This is a genomic window from Methylobacterium sp. WL120, from assembly GCF_008039465.1.
GTDB classification, from domain to species: domain Bacteria; phylum Pseudomonadota; class Alphaproteobacteria; order Rhizobiales; family Beijerinckiaceae; genus Methylobacterium; species Methylobacterium cerastii.
Map to the genome: position 1 here is coordinate 13,062 of NZ_VRUT01000045.1, position 18,055 is coordinate 31,116.

The following is an 18,055-nucleotide window of genomic DNA, read 5'->3' on the forward strand; positions in this document are numbered from 1 at the left end:
CCGGCGCCCGGGGCCGGCCGCCCAAGGACACGACCGATGCCCGGTTCCGGCGAGCGGATGACCCCGCTCGACATCCTCGCCCACCTCGTCGCCTTCGACACCGAGAGTTCCAAGCCGAACCTCGCCCTGATCGACTGGGTCGCCGCCTACCTCGACGGCTGGGGCGTCCCCTATTCCCGCATCCCGAACGCCGCCGGCGACCGCGCCGCGCTCTTCGCCACGATCGGCCCGCCGGTCGACGGCGGCGTCGTGCTGTCGGGGCACACCGACGTCGTCCCCGTCGTAGGCCAAGCCTGGACCGCCGACCCGTTCACCCTGCGCGTGGCCGACGGCCGGGCCTACGGTCGCGGCGCGGTGGACATGAAGGGCTTCTGCGCCACCGCCCTCGCCTTGGTGCCGGACTACCTCGCCGCCGACCTGAAACGGCCGATCCACATCCTGCTGTCCTACGACGAGGAGACCACCTGCCTCGGCGTGATGGATGCGATCGCCCGCTTCGGCCTCGACCTGCCGCGGCCGGGCGCGGTGATCGTCGGCGAGCCGACCGACCTCGAGGTCGCCGACGCGCACAAGAGCATCGTCACCTTCCACACCACGGTGCACGGCCACGAGGCGCATTCGGCCAAGCCGATGCTGGGCGCCAACGCCGTGATGGCGGCCTGCGACCTCGTCTCCGGGCTCAACGCCATCGCCGACCGGATGATCGCGCGCGGCGACGCGTCGGGCCGGTTCGATCCGCCCGCCACCACCGTGCATGTCGGCACGATCCACGGCGGCACCGCCCGCAACATCCTGCCGAAGGAATGCGCCTTCCACTGGGAGTTCCGCGGCCTGCCCGACCTCGACATGGCCGAGATCCCGCGCCTGTTCCAGGCCAAGGCCGAGGCGGTGACCCGCGAGCGCCTGAACCGCTACGGCCCCTTCGGCCGGATCGAGACCGTCGAGGAGATCGCGATCCCCGGCCTCCTGCCCGATCCGGGCTCGGAGGCCGAGCGGCTGGCGCTGCGGATGGCCAACCGCAACCGCACCGTGTCGATGCCCTACGCCACGGAAGCCGGTCGCTTCCAGCAGGCGGGCATCCCGACGGTGGTCTGCGGGCCGGGCTCGATCGACCAGGCGCACCAGCCCGACGAGTTCATCACCCTGGCGGCGCTGAGGGACGGGGAGGCGTTCCTGCGCCGGCTGATCGAGGCCTGCGCCGCATGAACGAGACCGTTCCCGACAGGGTCAAGCTCCGCCCGCTGGAGCGCGAGGACCTGATGTTCGTGCATCAGCTCAACAACAACGACAGCATCATGCGCTACTGGTTCGAGGAGGCCTACGAGTCCTTCGCCGAGCTGGCGCAGCTCTACGAGCGCAACATCCACAACCAGACCGAGCGGCGCTTCATCATCGCGACGCTGCACGGCCAGCCGGCGGGCCTCGTCGAGCTCGTCGAGATCAACCACCTGCACCGGCGCTGCGAGTTCCAGATCGCGATCCACCCCGGGTTCCAGGGCCGGGGCTTCGCCCGCCAGGCGACCCGGATCGCGATGGACTACGCCTTCAGCGTGCTCAACATCCACAAGCTCTACCTGCACGTCGACAAGGACAACGCCCGCGCTGTGCGGATCTACGAGAGCTGCGGCTTCCGGCCCGAGGGCATCCTGCGGGACGAGTTCTTCATGAACGGCCGCTACCGGGACGCCGTGCGGATGTGCCTGTTCCAGCCGGAATACCTGGCCGGCCGCCATGCCGTCGACATCGCCGAGCCGGTGCTCAGGAACTGACGGCGCAACGGAACGGGGAGGCGGCGTCGCCCCCTCCCCGCTCGTGAGGCGAGCCGATCAGTTGCGACCGTCGCGCCCACCGCCGCGGGTGCCCGGGGTGCCGCGCTCGGACGCGCCGCCGGTCATGCCAGCATCGCGCCCGCCCTGACCGCTCATCTGGCCGCCCATCTGGCGGCCACCGTCACGGCCGCCCGTGCGCTCGGAGGCGTTGCGGATGCCGCCCTTGTCCTGGCCGCCCCGCAGGTCTTGGCCAGCCCGCAGGTCCTGGCCGCCCCGCAAGTCCTGGCCGTTGCGCCCGCCCTGGCCGCCCCGCAGGTCGGCGTTGCGCTCGGATCCCCGGTCGGCGTTGCGCTCGCCCGCGTTGCGGCGGTCGGCGTTGCGGAAGCCGCGGTCGTCGCGGGTCTCGGTCCGGGCGGAGCGGGTCCGCACGTCGATGCGGTCCCGACCGCGGAAGTCGGCCGCGACGCGGCCGCCGCGGCGCTCGGTCGTGGTCACGCTGAGGCGGCGGTACTCGGGCGATCCGTAGAGCACCCGCTGCCCGCGGATGGTCACGTAGCGCACGCGCGGCCCGGATTCGCGGACGGTCACGAGGCGACGGTACTCGGGCGAGCCGTAGAGGACGCGGTGGCCGCGGATGGTGACGGTGCGGACCCGCGTGCCGCCCCGGCGCTCGACGGTGACGAGCCGGCGGTACTCGGGCGAGCCGTAGACCACGCGCTGGCCGCCGACGAACACGAACCGTCCTTCCCGGCGGAAGCCGCCGCCGGCCCGCTCGGAGCGGATGTCGGTGCGGGTCTCCCGGCGCTCGCTGCGCGTGTCGCGCTCGGCGCGGTCGCGGCGCATCCCGTCGCGGTTGCCGCCGCGAGCTTCCACCCGATCCGCGTCGCGGCGGTCTTCGCGGCCGGCCGCCTGACGGTCGGCGCCTTGCCGATCAGACCCTTGGCGGTCGGCGCCCTGACGATCGACGCCTTGGCGGTCGGCCCGTCCGGCCTGCATCCCGTTCTCGCGGCCTCCGGCCCCGTTCCCGGCGGCGGTGTTCCGGCTCTCACCCCGCGTCTCCGACATCCGGCCGCCGGCCGTCGCGCCGGCGCCGCCCGTGTTGCCGCCCGCCTTGCCGCCTGCATCCATCGATCCGGTATTCGCGCGGCCCGTCCCGGCGCCGGCCGCGTTTCCGGCCGCGCCCTGGGCGTAGACGGACGTGCTGAACAGCAGGGCTGCGAGCCCGATGGCGACTCTTTTCATGATGCTTCCTCCGGCGTTCTTGCGACGTTGTTGGAAGCATCGAAACGCCGAAGGTTCGAAAACCGTTTCATCGCCGGAGACTGATTTTTAGAAATCGATGTTCAGTCTATCCGTGGATCAAGCTTGGCCGTGAACCGGACAGGGTTCGGTTCTACTGCTTCGGCGTCTCGGCCACCTCCGCCTCGACCTCGGCCGGGTCGAGGTCGTAGCGGCGCGAGCAGAACTCGCAGGTGATCACGACGCGGCCGTCGTCGGCGATCATCTCGCGGCGTTCCTCGGGCGAGAACGAGCGGATCATGCCCATCACCCGCTCGCGCGAGCAGCGGCACTGCTCGTGCACGCCTTGCGCGTCGAATACCCGCACGCCGCGCTCGTGGAACAGCCGGTAGAGCAGCCGCTCGCTCGAGACCGCCGGGTCGACGAGCTCGTGGTCCTCCACGGTGCCGACGAGGGCGCGCGCCTCGACCCAGGCGTCGTCCTCCCGGGTGCCGTGCTCGTCGAGGTGGACGCGGCCCTCCGGGATGTCGCCCGGCGGCAGGTCGGCGAGCCGCGCCCGGTCGATCGATTGGGGGAGGAACTGCACCAGCAGCCCGCCGGCGCGCCAGCGGCTCTGCCCGTCCTCGAAGGCTTCGGCCACGGCGAGCCGCACCTCGGTCGGGATCTGCTCGGACTGGCGGAAGTACTGGTGCGCGGCCTCCTCCAGGCTCTGTCCCTCCAGCGCGACGACGCCCTGGTAGCGGCTGGCGGCCGAGCCCTGGTCGATGGTCATGGCCAGATGCCCCTGCCCGATCAGCTCGGCGGCCTTGTGCGGGCCGGCGCCGAGGGCGGCGATGGCCTCCGCCTCGAACCGCGCGGTGGCGCGCAGGCGGTCGGGCGCCTCGAAGTCGACGACGATCATCCCGACCGGGCCGTCGGTCTTGGTCTGGAGCTGGAACCGGCCCTCGAACTTCAGGGACGAGCCGAGGAGCACGGTCAGCGCCGCCGCCTCGCCGAGCAGGCGCGCCACCGCATCCGGGTAGCCGTGCCGCCGCAGGATCGTGTCGACGGAGGGCCCGAGCCGGACGACGCGCCCGCGCACGTCGAGCGCCTCGACCGCGAACGGCAGCACGCAGTCGTCGGCGCCGTCGTGACCGTTGCCTTCGTTGATCGGGGTTGTGTCGTGTCCGGCGGTCATGGTCTCAACTCGGTCCTGGAAGCGGTCGGCCTGCACGTATTTGGCCTGCAAGCGTTCGGCTTGGAAGCGTTCGGGTCGTCATCGTCCGCCGGTCAGCGCGCCGATCGGCAGGAACAGGGTGCGCGAGCGGTCGGGGAATTCGAGGAACTCCGCCTGCCTGCGGTAGAATGCGAGCGCCTGGTCGTCGAGCGCATGGATCAGGACGGCGCCGATCCCGATCACGTCGGCCGCGTTGGCGATCCGGCGCAGCGCATCGGCCAGGAGGTCGGCCCCGAGCCCACGGCCGGCCCAACGCTGGTCCACGGCCAGCCGGCCTAGGATCGAGACCGGGATCGGCTCCGGCGCGTTGCGTCGAATCCGCCCCGGGGCATCCTCCCGCGCGACCGTCCCCGCGGAGATGCAGTAATACCCCACCACCGCGCCGTCCGCACAGACCACATAAGTCCGGGCGAACCGGCCCTCGCTGCGGCGTGCCTGCCGCTTCAGCCAATCGTCGAGCACCGGTCGGCCGCAGGAGAATCCATCCAGGGCGTGCTCCGGACCCAGGGGAACCGGCGGCCCGATCAGCGCTCCCAGGCGGGATTCCTCCCCATGAGCGCGCTCAGCCTCGGCCTTTCGGCCGGCGGTGCGTCGAGGGCCGCGACGAACGCGGCATGGCGCGCGTCGTCGAGGACGAACAGGCGCTGATCGAGCAGCACGTCGATGGCGTGATGGCGCGCGGTGTCGATCATGAACTCGGTCCGCGTCTTGCCGAGCACCGAGGCGGCGTCGTCGATCAGGTCCCGCGTCTCGGCTTCGATGCGCAGGTTGATCGTCGTCCCGCGCCGCGCCGGGACGTTGCTCAGGCCGTCGATGCTCAAGGCGGTCGCCTTCTACGTCTCGTCGGGGGCGTCTTGGAGCCTGAACGTATACACGATGTTCATACGGTCAAGGCCCGCGACCCGTCCGGCCGCTGCGTCCGATCGGCCGCCCGTTCGCGACCCGCTACAGGCCGTTCGCCCGCATGCACCACGCCAGGATGCCCTTCTGGGCGTGGAGGCGGTTCTCCGCCTCGTCGAACACCACCGATTGCGGGCCGTCCATCACCTCGGCGGTGACCTCCTCGCCGCGATGGGCGGGCAGGCAGTGCATGAACACCGCGTCCTTGGCGGCGGCCCGCATCAGCGCGCCGTTCACCTGATAGGGGTTGAGCAGGTTGTGGCGGTGAGCCTCGTCCTCGTCGCCCATCGAGACCCAGCAATCGGTCACGACCGCGTCGGCGCCCTCGACCGCGGCGAAGGCGTCGGCGGTGACGTTGACGCGGGCGCCCTCGGCGCGTGCCCAGGCCATCAGCGCCGGCGGCGGCGCCAGCTCGGGCGGGCAGGCGACGTTGAGGGTGAAGTCGAAGCGCGCGGCCGCGTGCGCCCAGCTCGTCAGCACGTTGTTGGCGTCGCCCGACCAGGCCACCGTGCGGCCCTGGATCGGCCCGCGATGCTCCTCGAAGGTCAGCACGTCGGCCATGATCTGGCACGGATGCGAGAGCTTGGTCAGCGCGTTGATCACCGGCACCGTGGCGTTTTCGGCCAGCTCCAGCATCAGCGCGTGATCCAGGATGCGGATCATGATCGCGTCGACGAAGCGGGAGAGCACCTGCGCGGTGTCGCCGATGGTCTCGCCGCGGCCGAGCTGCATCTCGGAGCCCGTTAGCATCAACGTCTCGCCGCCGAGCTCGCGCATCGCCACGTCGAAGGAGACGCGGGTGCGGGTCGAAGGTCGGTCGAACACCATCGCGAGGTTCTTGCCGGCGAGCGGGCGGTCGGCGGCGACTTCGCCCTTGCGGCGGCGCCCCTTGATCGCGGCCGCGGCGTCGAGCACCCGGCGGAGGTCGGCGCCGGAGAAGTCCGACAGGTCGAGGAAGTGGCGGGGCGCGCTCGCGCCGGTCGTGGGGCCGCTGGTCCGGCCGTTCAGGGGGGCAGTCATCTCAACACATCATGTCCGGGTTCGGTCGGCGGCTCCGCCTTCGGGAGCCGGGATCAGCATCACGTCGGCATCACTCGGCGGCTCCGCGCATCGCGGCCGTGAACGCCGCCGCCGTGACTTCGAGGCGTGCGACCGCCTCGGAGACGTCGGCCTCGGTGACGATCAGCGGCGGCAGCAGGCGGACCACGTTGTCGCCCGCCGGGATCACCAGCAGGTGCTCGGCGCGGGCGGCCGCAGCGAACTCGGTGTTGGGCACGGCGAGCTTGAGCCCGAGCATCAGCCCCTCGCCGCGGATCTCGGTGACGACGTGTGGGTAGCGGTCGGGCAGCGCCCCGAGCTTCTGCTTCAGGACCAGCGCGACGCGCTGGACGTGGTCGAGGAAGCCGTCGCCCAGCACCACGTCGAGCACGGCGTTGCCGACGGCCATGGCGAGCGGGTTGCCGCCGAAGGTGGTGCCGTGGCTGCCGGCGACCATGCCGCGGGCGGCCTCGCGGGTCGCCAGGCACAGGCCCAGCGGGAAGCCGCCGCCGATGCCCTTGGCCGCGCTCATGATGTCGGGCGCGGCGCCGGACCACTCGTGCGCGAACAGGCGGCCGGTGCGGCCGACGCCGGTCTGGACCTCGTCCATGATCAGCATCAGGCCGTGCTCGTCGCAGAGCGCGCGCAGGCCCCGCAGGCATTGCGGCGGCACCGGGCGGACGCCGCCCTCCCCCTGGATCGGCTCGATCATCACGGCCGCCGTCTCGGGGCCGATCGCGGCGCGCAGCGCCTCGTGGTCGCCGAAGGGCACCTGGTCGAACCCGTCGACCTTCGGGCCGAAGCCCTCGATGTACTTCTGCTGGCCGCCGGCGGCCAGCGTCGCCAGCGTGCGCCCGTGGAACGCGCCCTCGAAGGTGATGATGCGGTAGCGCTCGGGGTGCCCGCCGGCGGCGTGGTACTTCCGCGCCATCTTGATCGCGGCCTCGTTGGCCTCGGCGCCCGAATTGCAGAAGAACGCCACGTCGGCGAAGCTCGCGTCGACCAGACGCTGCCCGAGGCGCTCGCCGTCGGGGATCTCGAACAGGTTCGAGGTGTGCCAGAGCTTCTGCGCCTGGGTGGTCAGGGCCTCGACGAGGTGCGGGTGGGCGTGGCCCAGCGCGTTCACCGCGATGCCGGCGCCGAAATCGAGGTATCGCTCGCCCCCGCGCGCCACCAGCCATGCGCCCTCGCCACGCTCGAAGGCGATGGGGGCCCGGGCATAGGTCGGCAGAAGGGCGGATGTCACGATCCCGTCTCCGTGTCGGCGGGCCGGGTGAAGACCCGGCGTTGTCAGGCTGCGTGCAGGACCCGTGCCCTGCGTGCAAAAACGAAAGTGCCGCCTCGTCACCGGGGCGGCACGCGCGCGATTACTAAGAAACGCGGCCGCGCTGTCAATGAGAGGGCCGGGTGTCGTGGCGGACATGCCTGTAAAACGGGCGTCGTTTGCCGGCTCGACTCCACGATGCCTCCGAGAAGGGCCTTGCGTGCCGGCCGCGGCCCATGCTCCAGAGCCGGTGCATCGCCGAGAACGGACACGCGGAGCCCTTTCATGAGCACGGTCAAGGAACGCCTCGAGAGCCTCGGGCTCACCCTGCCGAAGGCGGCGGCGCCGGTCGCGAACTACGTGCCCTTCGTGCGCAGCGGCAACCTCGTGGTGGTTTCGGGCCAGATCTGCTTCGGGGCGGACGGCAAGCTCGGCGCGGGCCATGTCGGCAAGCTCGGCGCCGAGGTCTCGGCCGAGGACGGGATCGCCGCGGCCAGGCTCTGCGCGCTCAACGTGCTGGCGCAGGTCGAGGCGGCGGTGGGCGACCTCGAGCGCGGGGTCGTGCAATGCGTCCGGCTCGGCGGCTTCATCAATTGCGTGCCGAGCTTCTCCGGCATCGCCGGCATCATGAACGGCGCCTCCGACCTGATGGTCGCGGTGCTCGGCGACCGCGGCCGTCACGCCCGCTCCACGGTCGGGGTCGCGGAACTGCCCCTCGACGCCGCCGTCGAGGTCGAGGCGATGTTCGAGGTGCGGTGATGGAACTCGGCTGGCTCGTCGCGCGGCCGATCGCCCATCGCGGCCTGCACGACCGCGCGGCGGGCCGGCCCGAGAACACGATCGCCGCCGCGCGCGCGGCGATCGCGGGCAACTACGCCATCGAGTGCGACGTGCAGATCAGCGCCGACGGCGAGGCGATGGTCTTCCACGACGCGGCCCTGGGGCGGCTGGCGGGCGTCGCCGACCCCGTCGCCGCGATGCGGGCCGCCGACCTTCGCGGCCTCGCGGTCGCGGGCACGACTGAGACGATCCCGACGCTGCCGGACTTCCTCGCCGAGATCGCCGGGCGGACCCCGCTCGTCGTCGAGATCAAGTCGTCCACTACCGGCGACCTGACCCTGACCCGCCGCGTCGCGGAGGTGCTGAGCGCCTACGCCGGGCCGGTCGCGGTGAAGTCCTTCGATCCGGAGGTGGTCGCGGCCTTGCGCGGCCTGGTGCCCGACGCGGTCCCGCGCGGCATCGTCGGCGAGACGAACCAGGACGACCCGGCCTACGCCGCCCTCACCGATTCGGCACGCCGCCGGCTCTCGGACCTGCTGCACATCGAGGAGACCCGGCCCGACTTCGTGTCCTGGCGGGTCGACGACCTGCCCTGCGCCGCGACGCACCTCGCCCGCGTGCTCGGGCACCTGCCGGTGATGGCCTGGACGGTGCGCACCGAGGCCCAGCGCCGCCTCGCACAGGCGCATGCCGACCAGATGGTGTTCGAGGGGTTTTCGGCCTGAACGCCCGGCTCCGGCCTTAGGCGGCCTCGCGCGGAAGCGGCTTGATCAGCGCCAGGGCGTCACCCGCCCGCGCTGCTGCGACCTCGATGTCGTAGCGGATCTGCAGGCCGAGCCAGAGCTGCGCCGAGGTCCCGAAATAGCGTCCGAGCCGGAGCGCGGTGTCGGCGGTGATCCCGATCTCCTCGCGGACGATCCGTTCGATCCGCGTGCGGGGGACGCCGCAGGCCTTCGCCACCGCGTAGGGCGTCAGGCCGAGGGGAACCAGAAACTCCTCGCGCAGCACCTCGCCGGGGTGAAGCGGCGGCAGCGTCTCCAAGGCGGCGATCTCCAAGCCGTCATTCATCGACGGGTCCTCAGTGATAATCGACGATTTCGACATCCGCCGGGCCATGTTCGGTCCAGCGGAAGCAGATTCGATACTGGTCGTCGATCCGGATCGCATGCTGTCCGATGCGGTCATGGGTCAGAGGGTGAAGCCGATCGCTGGGCGGCGCTCGCAAGTCGTTCAGGTCGGCCGCCCGATCGAGGACGGCGAGCGTGCGTCGCGCCGCGGGAAAGATCGTGGCGGGGAACCCCTTCGGCCGGCTGCCGCGATGGACCGCCTCGGTCACGCGATCTGCGAAGCTCTGGATCAGAGCCGGCCCCCTGGTGCATCCTACCTCAGGATAACGCACAGGATGGTATCACTGAGTGTTACCAAGAGGTAAGCGAGCCGCCCTGCCCCCCGCTGCGACGGCGGGATGCGCGGCGCCGCCTTGTCCCCCCTGCCCTTCGGGCTAGATTGTCGCCATGGAAAAACCCGGCGCTCCGCACGAGCCTGAGACCTCCGAGACCGTCCTCAAGGTCCGCGCGCTGGCCGGCCTGAAGGAGATCGGGGCGGCGGCCTGGGACGCCTGCGCCACCTCGGCCGAGACGCTGGGCGCGGGCGACGAGACCCACAACCCCTTCGTCAGCCACGCCTTCCTTTCGGCGCTGGAGGATTCCGGCTGCGTCTCGCGGCGGACCGGCTGGTTGCCGCTGCACGTGGCGGTCGAGCGCGACGACGCACTGCTCGGGGTCGTGCCGTGCTATCTGAAGTCCCACAGCCAGGGCGAATACATCTTCGACCACGGCTGGGCCGACGCCTTCGAGCGGGCCGGCGGGAGCTACTATCCGAAGCTGCAGGTGAGCGTGCCGTTCACCCCCGTCACCGGTCCGCGCTTCCTGATCGCGCCCGGCGCCGACGTGGACGTCGCGACTTCCGCCCTGGTGGCGGGCCTCAGGGCGCTGCGGTCCGAGACCAAGGCCTCCTCGATCCACGTCACCTTCATGCAGGAGCCGGAATGGGAGCGGGCGGGTGCGGCCGGCTTCCTCCAGCGCACCGACCAGCAGTTCCATTGGGAGAACGCCGGCTACGTGACCTTCGACGACTTCCTCGCCGCGCTCGCCTCGCGCAAGCGCAAGAGCATCAAGCGCGAGCGGCGCGACGCGTTGTCCTCCGGCATCACGATCGAGCACCTGACCGGGGCCGACCTCACCGAGGCGCATTGGGACGCCTTCTACGAATTCTACACCGACACCGGCGCGCGCAAATGGGGCCGGCCCTACCTCAACCGGCGCTTCTTCACGCTCCTGTCCGAGCGGATGCCGGAGCGCGTCCTGCTGATCTTGGCCAAGCGCGAGGGCCGCTACGTCGCCGGCGCGATCAACCTGATCGGCGACGTCGCCCTCTACGGCCGGAACTGGGGCTGCATCGAGGAGCACCCGTTCCTGCATTTCGAGGTCTGCTACTACCAGGCGATCGACTTCGCGATCGCGCGGGGCCTGAAGCGGGTCGAGGCCGGGGCGCAGGGCGAGCACAAGCTCGCGCGCGGCTACCGGCCGGTGCTGATGCACTCCGCGCACGACATCGCCGACCCTTCGTTGCGTCGCGCGGTGGCCGACTACTTGCAGCGCGAGCGCGCCCATGTCGAAGCCATGGTGGACGAACTCGACACCCTGACGCCGTTCCGACGGTCCAGCCCGGAAGAGTCTTGAAGCGCATGAGTCCGATCGATCGCATCACCACCTACGCCGACGAGTTGACGGCGCTCCGCCGCGACCTCCACGCCCATCCCGAGATCGGCTTCGAGGAGGTGCGCACCTCCGGCATCGTCGCCGACCTGCTCGAAGGCTTCGGCATCGAGGTCCACCGCAACGTCGGCGGCACCGGCGTCGTCGGCATCCTGAAGGGCCGCAGCGACAACGGCCGCCGCATCGGCCTGCGCGCCGACATGGACGCCCTGCCGATCGAGGAGGAGACCAACCTCCCCTACCGCTCGACCATCCCCGGCAAGATGCACGCCTGCGGGCATGACGGCCACACCACCATGCTCGTCGGCGCCGCCCGCTACCTCGCCGAGACCCGCGACTTCGACGGCACGGCGGTGTTCGTGTTCCAGCCCGCCGAAGAGGGCCTGGGCGGCGCCCGCGCCATGCTCGCCGACGGGCTGTTCACGCGCTTCCCCTGCGACGAGATCTACGGCCTGCACAACCAGCCGAGCGGCCCGCACGGGACGATCAAGCTGCGGCCCGGCCCGATCATGGCGGCGGCCGACTTCTTCGACATCCACGTCAAGGGCCGCGGCATCCACGCGGCGCAGCCCCACAGCGGCATCGACCCGATCGTGGTCGCCACCGCCCTCGCCCAGGCGCTGCAGTCGATCGTCTCGCGCAACGCCGACCCGCTGAAGTCGATCGTGCTGTCGATCACCCGGTTCGAGGCCGGCTCGGCCTACAACGTCATCCCCGACACCGCGCACATGGCCGGCACGATCCGCACCTTCGATCGCGACTTGCGCAAGCTCGCGGGCGACCGGATGCGGGAACTCGCCAAGGGCTACGGCGCGGCCTACGGCGCCGAGATCACGGTCGACATCCAGGACAAGTTCTCGGTGCTGGAGAACGCCGCCGACCAGACGCAAGCTGCGATCGAGACCGCGACCGAGCTGTTCGGACCCGAGCGGGTCGACCTGAACTCGAGCCCGAAGATGGGCAGCGAGGACTTCGCCGACATGGCGATGGCGGTGCCGGGCGCCTACGCCTGGATCGGCGCCTCGCCCGGGGCCGGCCTGCACAACCCGAGCTACAATTTCGACGACACGATCATCCCGATCGGCGCCGCCTTCCTCGCCCGCCTCGTCGAGCGGCGGACCGCGGCCTGATGGCGACGCTGTTCGATTTCACCCCGAAGGCCGCCGACGGCACCCCGCATCCGCTGGCCCAATATCGCGGCAAGGTCGTGCTCGTCGTCAACACCGCCTCGAAATGCGGGTTCACCCCGCAATACGAGGGGCTGGAGGCCTTGTGGAAGACGCATCGCGAGGCCGGGCTCGTGGTGCTCGGGTTCCCCTGCAACCAGTTCGGCGCGCAGGAGCCGGGAAACGCCACCGAGATCGCCCAGTTCTGCAGCCTGACCTACGACGTGAGCTTCCCGCTGCTGGCGAAGGTCGAGGTCAACGGGGCTGGCGCCGACCCGGTCTACCAGCATCTCAAGGGCGAGAAGCCGGGCCTCCTCGGCACGGCCGGCATCAAGTGGAACTTCACGAAGTTCCTCGTCGGCCGCGACGGCCGTGTGGTCGGCCGCTATCCGCCGACCGCCAAGCCCGCCTCCCTCGAGCGCGACATCGCCGCCGCGCTGGCCGCCTGAGACGCTTGCGCGCCGCAACGGCCTCGGCCGTTGCGATGCGCCTCAGGCCTTTCGGAAGGTGCTCTCGCCGGTGGCGCGCGCCTTGCCGCCGTGTTCCTCTGGTCGCCGGAAAATGGCGCTCGGCGGATGGTGAGGCGGCAGGTTCGTGAAAGATTCGTCCACCGACGCAGGGCTCGATCGCATCGACCTGAAGATCCTGCGCCTGCTTCAGGCGGACGGGCGGATGGGCAACGCCGAGATCGCCAAGCGCGTGAACACCAGCGCGGCGACCTGCCACCGCCGGACGCAGCGGCTGTTCGCCGACGGTTACGTCACGTCGGTCCGCGCCGAGGTCGCGCCGAGCAAGGTCGGCCTCGGCGCCCTGGTGATCGTCGGCGTGGTGCTCGACCGCTCGACGCCGGAGAGCTTCGCGGCCTTCGAGGCGGCGGCCCGCGCGATGCCGACGGTGCTCGACTGCCACCTGGTGGCGGGCGACTTCGACTACTTCCTGAAGATCCGGGTGCGCGACATGGCGGACTTCAACCGCCTGCACAGCAGCACCCTGATCGCGCTTCCCGGCGTGCGCCAGACGCGGACGTTCTTCGTGATGAAGGAGGTCGTCGACAACGCGCCGCTGGCCCTGTGACGCGGTGCGGACGTCCGCACCGCCGCCGGCCGGGGCCGCGTCAGGGCGCCCGGCAATTCATCGCGTCGGCGGCCTCGACGACGCTCAAGGCGCGCCGCCGGACCTCGAGCGTGACCTTCGGTTGCTCCGACACCGCCGTCGCCTCCCGCTTCAACGCCTGGTCGCAGGCGCACGAGCGGTGCCCGGCCGCATCGTAGCAGGCGTCGTGGCGTTGGCAGGCGGCGTCGAGGGCGTCGGTCGGCGGCAGGTCGACGCCGCGCTGGCCCGCGCCGCAATAGTTGCCGTGAAACAGCGCCTTGCCCGTGAGCACGTTCGCGAGGTCGCCTTTCGGCGGGGACGGCTCTTCCGCCCTACCGCCCGGGTTGAGGTCGTTCGCCGGGCCGCCGGACTTGCTCGCGGACCCGCGCAGCGCCTTGGGGATGCCCGATTGCGCGTCGGGCTCTCCGAGCCCTTCCCCGGTGCGGGAGTTCGGATTGGACAGGTCCGGCAAGGGCGGCGGCGGTCCCGGCCTCACGGCCTCGGTGTCTGCCGAGTCCGGCGCCTCCTCGACCGTCTGCGCCACGGCACCTTGAGCCAGGCACCCAGCCAAAAATAGGGACAGGGCGATCGCAATCCGAATTCTCAAATTCGTCTCCCCTGGAACCAGGCGAAGTCGTCGATCATCGCGGCCCGCCCGATCGAATTCGGACGTGACGGAACGGCCCCGGCATCGCGGCCTTTGCAATCGACGATGGTCCTTCCCGAAGCGTGGGTAGAACGCCGACCCAATACGGCGAAGGCGGCGAAAGCGTTCCAAAGGGTCCGTCGCCAAGCCGCCGCGCCGCCACCTCGGAGAGGGCAGTCGCGGTCGATCGACGGCGACGACCGACGAGGGTGAGGTGCTGCGCGCCCGACCGGACCCGCATCTCGAACGACGCGATGAACGGTCTCCAGCCCGGCACCGGTCGCGCGACCAGGCCGCCGCGATCCAGCCGACCGGAATACCGCTCAGCCGGCGCGAGCCGCGAGGATCAACGATGATGAAATCTGGGAACGTCGAGTCTCAACCCGCTGTCACGGCAGCCTTATCGACGCCGGACCTTGCCGTGTGGACATCCACCAGGAAAGCCTGGTGGAGCTGAGCGGGATCGAACCGCTGACCTCCGCAGTGCGATTGCGGCGCTCTCCCATCTGAGCTACAGCCCCGTCCAAGGCGCCGGCCTTTTAGGCCGGCGCCGATCGAACTGTCAATTCCCGATTCCCGCTGCCGTCGCGTCGCCGTCCCCGGTGTCCCGCGCGGGCGCACGAGGACACGTGTTTCGCGCATGAATTCCTTGATCTGGCTCTTCGACACCGTCGTCCAGCTCTTCATCTACGTCCTCATCGCCAGCGCGATCCTCAGCTGGCTCGTCGCCTTCAACGTGGTCAACGTGCGCAACCCGATCGTCTCGCAGATCGGCGAGGTGCTCTACCGGATCACGGAGCCGGTGCTGCGGCCGATCCGCAACCTGCTGCCGAACCTCGGCGGCGTCGACATCTCGCCGATCATCCTGATCCTGCTGCTGCTGTTCGTGAGCCGCCTGCTGCACGAATTCGTGCCGGCCGACCCCTACGTCTACGCCCGATAAGGCCGGCGCGCGGACGCCGCCCCCGCCCGCGATCCGGCGCCCGGCGCGCCGGACGAGACCTCTGAACGACGCGCCCGGCCGCGGAGACACCAGGACCCATGAAGACCAATCCCGGCCGCTTCTTCGAGGATTACCGCCTCGGCGAGACCATCCGCCACGCCACCCCCCGCACGGTGACCACCGGCGACGTCGCGCTCTACACCGCCCTCTACGGCCCGCGCTTCGCGGTGCAGTCGTCGGACGCGTTCGCTCAAGCGCTCGGCTACCCGAAGAGCCCGCTGGACGACCTGCTGACCTTCCACGTGGTGTTCGGCAAAACGGTGCCGGACATCTCGCTCAACGCGCTGGCCAACCTCGGCTACGCCGAGGGCGGGTTCCGCCGCCCGGTCTATCCCGGCGAGACCCTGTCCACGGTCTCCGAGGTGATCGGCCTCAAGGAGAGCTCGAACCGCCAGACCGGCGTGGTCTACGTGCGCTCGACCGGCTCGGACGCCGAGGGCGAGACCGTGCTGAGCTATTGCCGCTGGGTGCTGGTGCGCAAGCGCGACCCGGAGGCCGCGATCGCCGAGGAGCACGTGCCGAGCTTCGCCAAGGTCGTCGACCCGGCCGACCTCGCGGGCGCCCTGCCGCCCCTCGACGTCTCGGCCTACGACCTCGACCTCGCCGGCAGCCCGCATCGCTTCTCCGATTACGCGGTGGGCGAGAAGATCGACCACGTCGACGGCATGACGGTGGAGGAGGCCGAGCACCAGATCGCCACGCGCCTCTACCAGAACACGGCCAAGGTGCATTTCGACGCCCTGAGCGGCAAGGAGACCCGCTTCGGCCGCCGCCTGATCTATGGCGGCCACGTCATCTCGCTCGCCCGCGCGCTCAGCTTCAACGGGCTTGCCAACGCCTTCGCCCTCGCCGGCATCAACGCCGGCCGGCATGTGGCGCCGCTGTTTGCCGGCGACACGGTCTACGCCTGGAGCGAGGTGCTCGACACCGCCGAGACCGGCCGCGGCGACGTCGGCCTGCTGCGGCTGCGCACGGTCGCCACCAAGAACCAGCCCTGCGCCGCCCATCCCGGCCGCGAGGGCGACGGCTACCACCCGAGCGTCATCCTCGACCTCGACTACTGGGCCTTCATGCCGAAGTGACGGCCCGCGTAGCGTGCCCGTTGGGGCGCGCCTTGCGGACGTCCGGTCCTCATCCGCCCAGCAGCCCCGCCAGCGCCACGCGCAAGGGGTTGGCGGGGTCTGACAGGAGGCGCACCGCCATCGCGCAGGCGATGGTCACCAGCAGCGGCCTGATCAGCCGGGCGCCGAGGCGAACCGCGAGCATCGAGCCGACCTGGGCGCCGAGATAGGCCCCGACGGCCATCACGATGCCGATCGGCCAGACCACGTGGCCGGCGAGCGCGAACAGACCGAGGCTGCCGAGGTTGCTCGCCGCGTTGGCGAGCTTGGTGTGCGCCGTCGCCTTCACGACGCCGAGGCCCAGAAGCGTGACGAAGCCCACCATGTAGAAGGCGCCGGCACCGGGGCCGAACACGCCGTCGTAGAAGCCGACCGCGGGGGCGAAGCCGAGGGCGAAGGCGGCCGGCGAGAGCCGCGCCCCCGCGTCGTCCTCGCGCATGCGGGCGCCGAAGGCGAAGTACAGCGCGATCCCGACGAGCAGCACGGGAACGCCAGCGTCGAGCACCGGGCGCGGCAACAGTCCGACGGACAGGGCGCCGAAGACCGAGCCCACGGCCGCCGCCACGGCGATCGGCCAGGCCTGGCGCCACACGATCAGCCGACGCCGGGCGAAGGCCAGGGTCGCCGAGCAGGCGCCGACGCTGCCCTGCAGCTTGTTCGTCGCCACGGCGCTCACCGGGTCGAGGCCGGCGAGGATCAGCGCCGGCACGGTGATCAGCCCGCCCCCGCCCGCGATGGCGTCGACGCCGCCCGCGAGCAGGGCCACGCCGAACATCGCGGCCAGCAGGCTCGGATCGAAGCTTCCCACCATGGTCTCCCGCCCTGCCCGAGCAGGACGGCGCCGCCGCGTGCCCGGCGCTTCAGGAGGCGCGGGCGCCGCCCCTGTCAAGCTTGGTGGAAGGTTGATGCCGAGCGTTGCGTCGCTCATGCGCTCCGCGCGAGAGTCCTGGCCGGGCCGGATTCAGCGAGGCGAAGCCCCAAAAGCTCGCCCGGTATCGGCCTGCCGTAGCGGTATCCTTGCGCGTAGCGGCAGCCCATGCCCATCAGCGCCGCCTCCTGCTCGGGCGTCTCGATCCCCTCGGCGATGACGATCAGGTCGAGGCTGCGGCCGATGTCGAGCACCGCCTTCACGATGGTCGCATCGTGGGCGTCGTGGAGCACGTCGCGGACGAAGCCGCGGTCGATCTTCAGCTTGGTGAGCGGGAAGCTCTTGAGGGTCGAGAGCGAGGCGTAGCCGGTGCCGAAGTCGTCGAGCGCGATGCCGACCCCCAGCGCCCGCAGCCGCCGCAGCGGCTCCAGGGTCGCCGGGGCGTCGGCCAGCGCGATCATCTCCGTCACCTCCAGCTCCAGGATCTCCGGCGGCAGCCGGTGCCGGGCCAGCGCCTGGATCACCACCTCGGCCAGGGTCCCGGCGCGGATCTGCGCGTCGAACAGGTTCACCGCGACGCCGATCCGCGGCAGGCCGGCCTTGCGCCACGCCGCGGCCTGGCGGCAGGCCTCGTCGAGGCACCATTGGCCGAAGCGGGTCGCCAGGGTGCTCGCCTCGATCGCCGGCAGGAACTCGGCCGGCGCGAGCAGCCCGCGTGTGGGGTGGTTCCAGCGGATCAGGGCCTCGACGCCCCGCAGGCGTCCGCTCGCGAGCTCGATCTGCGGCTGGTAGTGCAGCGCGACCTCGCCGGCGGCCAAGCCGTCGAGCAGCGCGTCCTGCAGGGCGCGCCGCTCCGTGGCCGCATCGCGCATCGCCGGGGTGAAGGCGCGGTAGCCGCGCGGGCCCGCGTGGCGGGCGCGATCGAGGGCGAGGTCGGCCGCCGCCATCAGCTCGGCGGCGTCGGCGCCGTCGCGGGGACCGTGCGCGGCGCCGATCCGCGCGCCGACATGCAGGACGTGGTGGCCGACGGTGACGGGCTCGGCGAGCGCGGCGAACAAGGCTTCGGCGCAGGCCTCGGTGCCGGCCTCGAGATCCGCCGCGCCGGGCGCGTCCGCAAGCAGGACGGCGAGCTCGTCCTCGCCGAGGCGGGCGAGGAGCGCCCCCGGCGGCAGGCGG

General features: G+C 71.3%; 21 protein-coding genes and 1 tRNA gene. 10 read left to right on the forward strand and 12 right to left on the reverse strand.

Translation table 11 applies throughout. The features are described 5' to 3' along the window. The first annotated feature begins 36 nt into the window (after positions 1-36). Positions 37-1,206, forward strand: a complete 1,170-nt coding sequence (argE, locus tag FV229_RS10830; protein ID WP_147751977.1) for an acetylornithine deacetylase — start codon at positions 37-39, stop codon at positions 1,204-1,206. Continuing rightward, complete coding sequence (speG, locus tag FV229_RS10835; protein WP_147751978.1) at positions 1,203-1,769, forward strand: spermidine N1-acetyltransferase; 567 nt, start codon at positions 1,203-1,205, stop codon at positions 1,767-1,769. Before argE ends, speG begins: the two co-directional genes overlap by 4 nt. A 57-nt stretch (positions 1,770-1,826) precedes the next feature. Here the strand turns inward: speG and FV229_RS10840 are convergent, their stop codons facing one another. The 6 genes from FV229_RS10840 to FV229_RS10865 all read right to left on the reverse strand — a co-directional run bounded on the left by FV229_RS10840 (position 1,827) and on the right by FV229_RS10865 (position 7,408). Then, on the reverse strand, positions 1,827-3,011 hold the full coding sequence (locus tag FV229_RS10840; protein ID WP_147751979.1) for a hypothetical protein: 1,185 nt from the start codon (positions 3,009-3,011) through the stop codon (positions 1,827-1,829). 151 nt (positions 3,012-3,162) lie between these two features. Continuing rightward, a complete protein-coding gene (locus FV229_RS10845) occupies positions 3,163-4,185 on the reverse strand; it encodes an Hsp33 family molecular chaperone (protein ID WP_147751980.1) in 1,023 nt (340 codons plus the stop codon). Positions 4,186-4,263: 78 nt separating this feature from the next. Continuing rightward, positions 4,264-4,686: a GNAT family N-acetyltransferase gene (locus tag FV229_RS10850; RefSeq protein ID WP_238271859.1), complete on the reverse strand. Its 423-nt coding sequence runs from the start codon at positions 4,684-4,686 to the stop codon at positions 4,264-4,266. Positions 4,687-4,748: 62 nt separating this feature from the next. After that, positions 4,749-5,045, reverse strand: coding sequence for a DUF1778 domain-containing protein (locus tag FV229_RS10855; protein WP_147751982.1), 297 nt, complete (start codon positions 5,043-5,045; stop codon positions 4,749-4,751). Between the two features lie 124 nt (positions 5,046-5,169). Next, positions 5,170-6,144, reverse strand: coding sequence for an ornithine carbamoyltransferase (gene argF, locus FV229_RS10860; RefSeq protein WP_147751983.1), 975 nt, complete (start codon positions 6,142-6,144; stop codon positions 5,170-5,172). Between the two features lie 70 nt (positions 6,145-6,214). Continuing rightward, entirely contained in the window at positions 6,215-7,408 is a 1,194-nt protein-coding gene (locus tag FV229_RS10865) for an aspartate aminotransferase family protein (RefSeq protein WP_147751984.1), read from the reverse strand. A 303-nt stretch (positions 7,409-7,711) separates the two neighbouring features. On the opposite strand from FV229_RS10865, the gene FV229_RS10870 reads away from it, so the two are divergent. Together FV229_RS10870 and FV229_RS10875 are read left to right on the forward strand one after the other, a co-directional pair. Further along, positions 7,712-8,185 (forward strand): RidA family protein, encoded by a 474-nt coding sequence (locus FV229_RS10870; RefSeq protein WP_147751985.1) that lies wholly within the window; start codon positions 7,712-7,714, stop codon positions 8,183-8,185. Further along, entirely contained in the window at positions 8,185-8,931 is a 747-nt protein-coding gene (locus tag FV229_RS10875; RefSeq protein ID WP_147751986.1) for a glycerophosphodiester phosphodiesterase family protein, read from the forward strand. Before FV229_RS10870 ends, FV229_RS10875 begins: the two co-directional genes overlap by 1 nt. A 16-nt stretch (positions 8,932-8,947) precedes the next feature. On the opposite strand, the gene FV229_RS10880 is transcribed toward FV229_RS10875, so the two are convergent. Beyond that, complete coding sequence (locus tag FV229_RS10880) at positions 8,948-9,274, reverse strand: HigA family addiction module antitoxin (RefSeq protein ID WP_147751987.1); 327 nt, start codon at positions 9,272-9,274, stop codon at positions 8,948-8,950. 10 nt (positions 9,275-9,284) lie between these two features. Then, on the reverse strand, positions 9,285-9,542 hold the full coding sequence (locus tag FV229_RS10885; protein WP_348644180.1) for a type II toxin-antitoxin system RelE/ParE family toxin: 258 nt from the start codon (positions 9,540-9,542) through the stop codon (positions 9,285-9,287). Positions 9,543-9,720: 178 nt separating this feature from the next. Between FV229_RS10885 and FV229_RS10890 the strand changes: the two genes are divergently transcribed. The 4 genes from FV229_RS10890 (at position 9,721) to FV229_RS10905 (ending at position 13,223) form a co-directional block, all read left to right on the forward strand. After that, complete coding sequence (locus FV229_RS10890) at positions 9,721-10,947, forward strand: GNAT family N-acetyltransferase (RefSeq protein WP_147751988.1); 1,227 nt, start codon at positions 9,721-9,723, stop codon at positions 10,945-10,947. 5 nt (positions 10,948-10,952) lie between these two features. Continuing rightward, on the forward strand, positions 10,953-12,113 hold the full coding sequence (locus FV229_RS10895; RefSeq protein WP_147751989.1) for a M20 aminoacylase family protein: 1,161 nt from the start codon (positions 10,953-10,955) through the stop codon (positions 12,111-12,113). Beyond that, positions 12,113-12,598 carry a glutathione peroxidase gene (locus tag FV229_RS10900; RefSeq protein ID WP_147751990.1) on the forward strand — a complete coding sequence of 162 codons (486 nt, stop codon included), beginning with the start codon at positions 12,113-12,115 and terminating at the stop codon, positions 12,596-12,598. The genes FV229_RS10895 and FV229_RS10900 overlap by 1 nt, the downstream gene beginning before the upstream one ends. A 145-nt stretch (positions 12,599-12,743) precedes the next feature. Continuing rightward, positions 12,744-13,223, forward strand: a complete 480-nt coding sequence (locus FV229_RS10905) for an Lrp/AsnC ligand binding domain-containing protein (RefSeq protein WP_147751991.1) — start codon at positions 12,744-12,746, stop codon at positions 13,221-13,223. 40 nt (positions 13,224-13,263) lie between these two features. Here the strand turns inward: FV229_RS10905 and FV229_RS10910 are convergent, their stop codons facing one another. Together FV229_RS10910 and FV229_RS10915 are read right to left on the reverse strand one after the other, a co-directional pair. Beyond that, on the reverse strand, positions 13,264-13,785 hold the full coding sequence (locus FV229_RS10910) for a phospholipase A2 family protein (protein ID WP_238271855.1): 522 nt from the start codon (positions 13,783-13,785) through the stop codon (positions 13,264-13,266). 547 nt (positions 13,786-14,332) lie between these two features. Then, positions 14,333-14,408 (reverse strand) — tRNA-Ala (locus FV229_RS10915). 119 nt (positions 14,409-14,527) lie between these two features. Between FV229_RS10915 and FV229_RS10920 the strand changes: the two genes are divergently transcribed. Both FV229_RS10920 and FV229_RS10925 read left to right on the forward strand, forming a co-directional pair. Further along, positions 14,528-14,830, forward strand: a complete 303-nt coding sequence (locus FV229_RS10920; protein ID WP_147751992.1) for a YggT family protein — start codon at positions 14,528-14,530, stop codon at positions 14,828-14,830. 98 nt (positions 14,831-14,928) lie between these two features. Beyond that, positions 14,929-15,972, forward strand: a complete 1,044-nt coding sequence (locus FV229_RS10925; RefSeq protein WP_147751993.1) for a MaoC family dehydratase — start codon at positions 14,929-14,931, stop codon at positions 15,970-15,972. Between the two features lie 49 nt (positions 15,973-16,021). Here FV229_RS10925 and FV229_RS10930 read toward each other — a convergent pair whose 3' ends face one another. Together FV229_RS10930 and FV229_RS10935 are read right to left on the reverse strand one after the other, a co-directional pair. Then, complete coding sequence (locus tag FV229_RS10930; RefSeq protein ID WP_147751994.1) at positions 16,022-16,822, reverse strand: TSUP family transporter; 801 nt, start codon at positions 16,820-16,822, stop codon at positions 16,022-16,024. A gap of 113 nt (positions 16,823-16,935) precedes the next feature. Further along, a partial coding sequence (locus FV229_RS10935) for an EAL domain-containing protein (RefSeq protein ID WP_147751995.1) occupies positions 16,936-18,055 on the reverse strand: 1,120 nt, incomplete at its 5' end.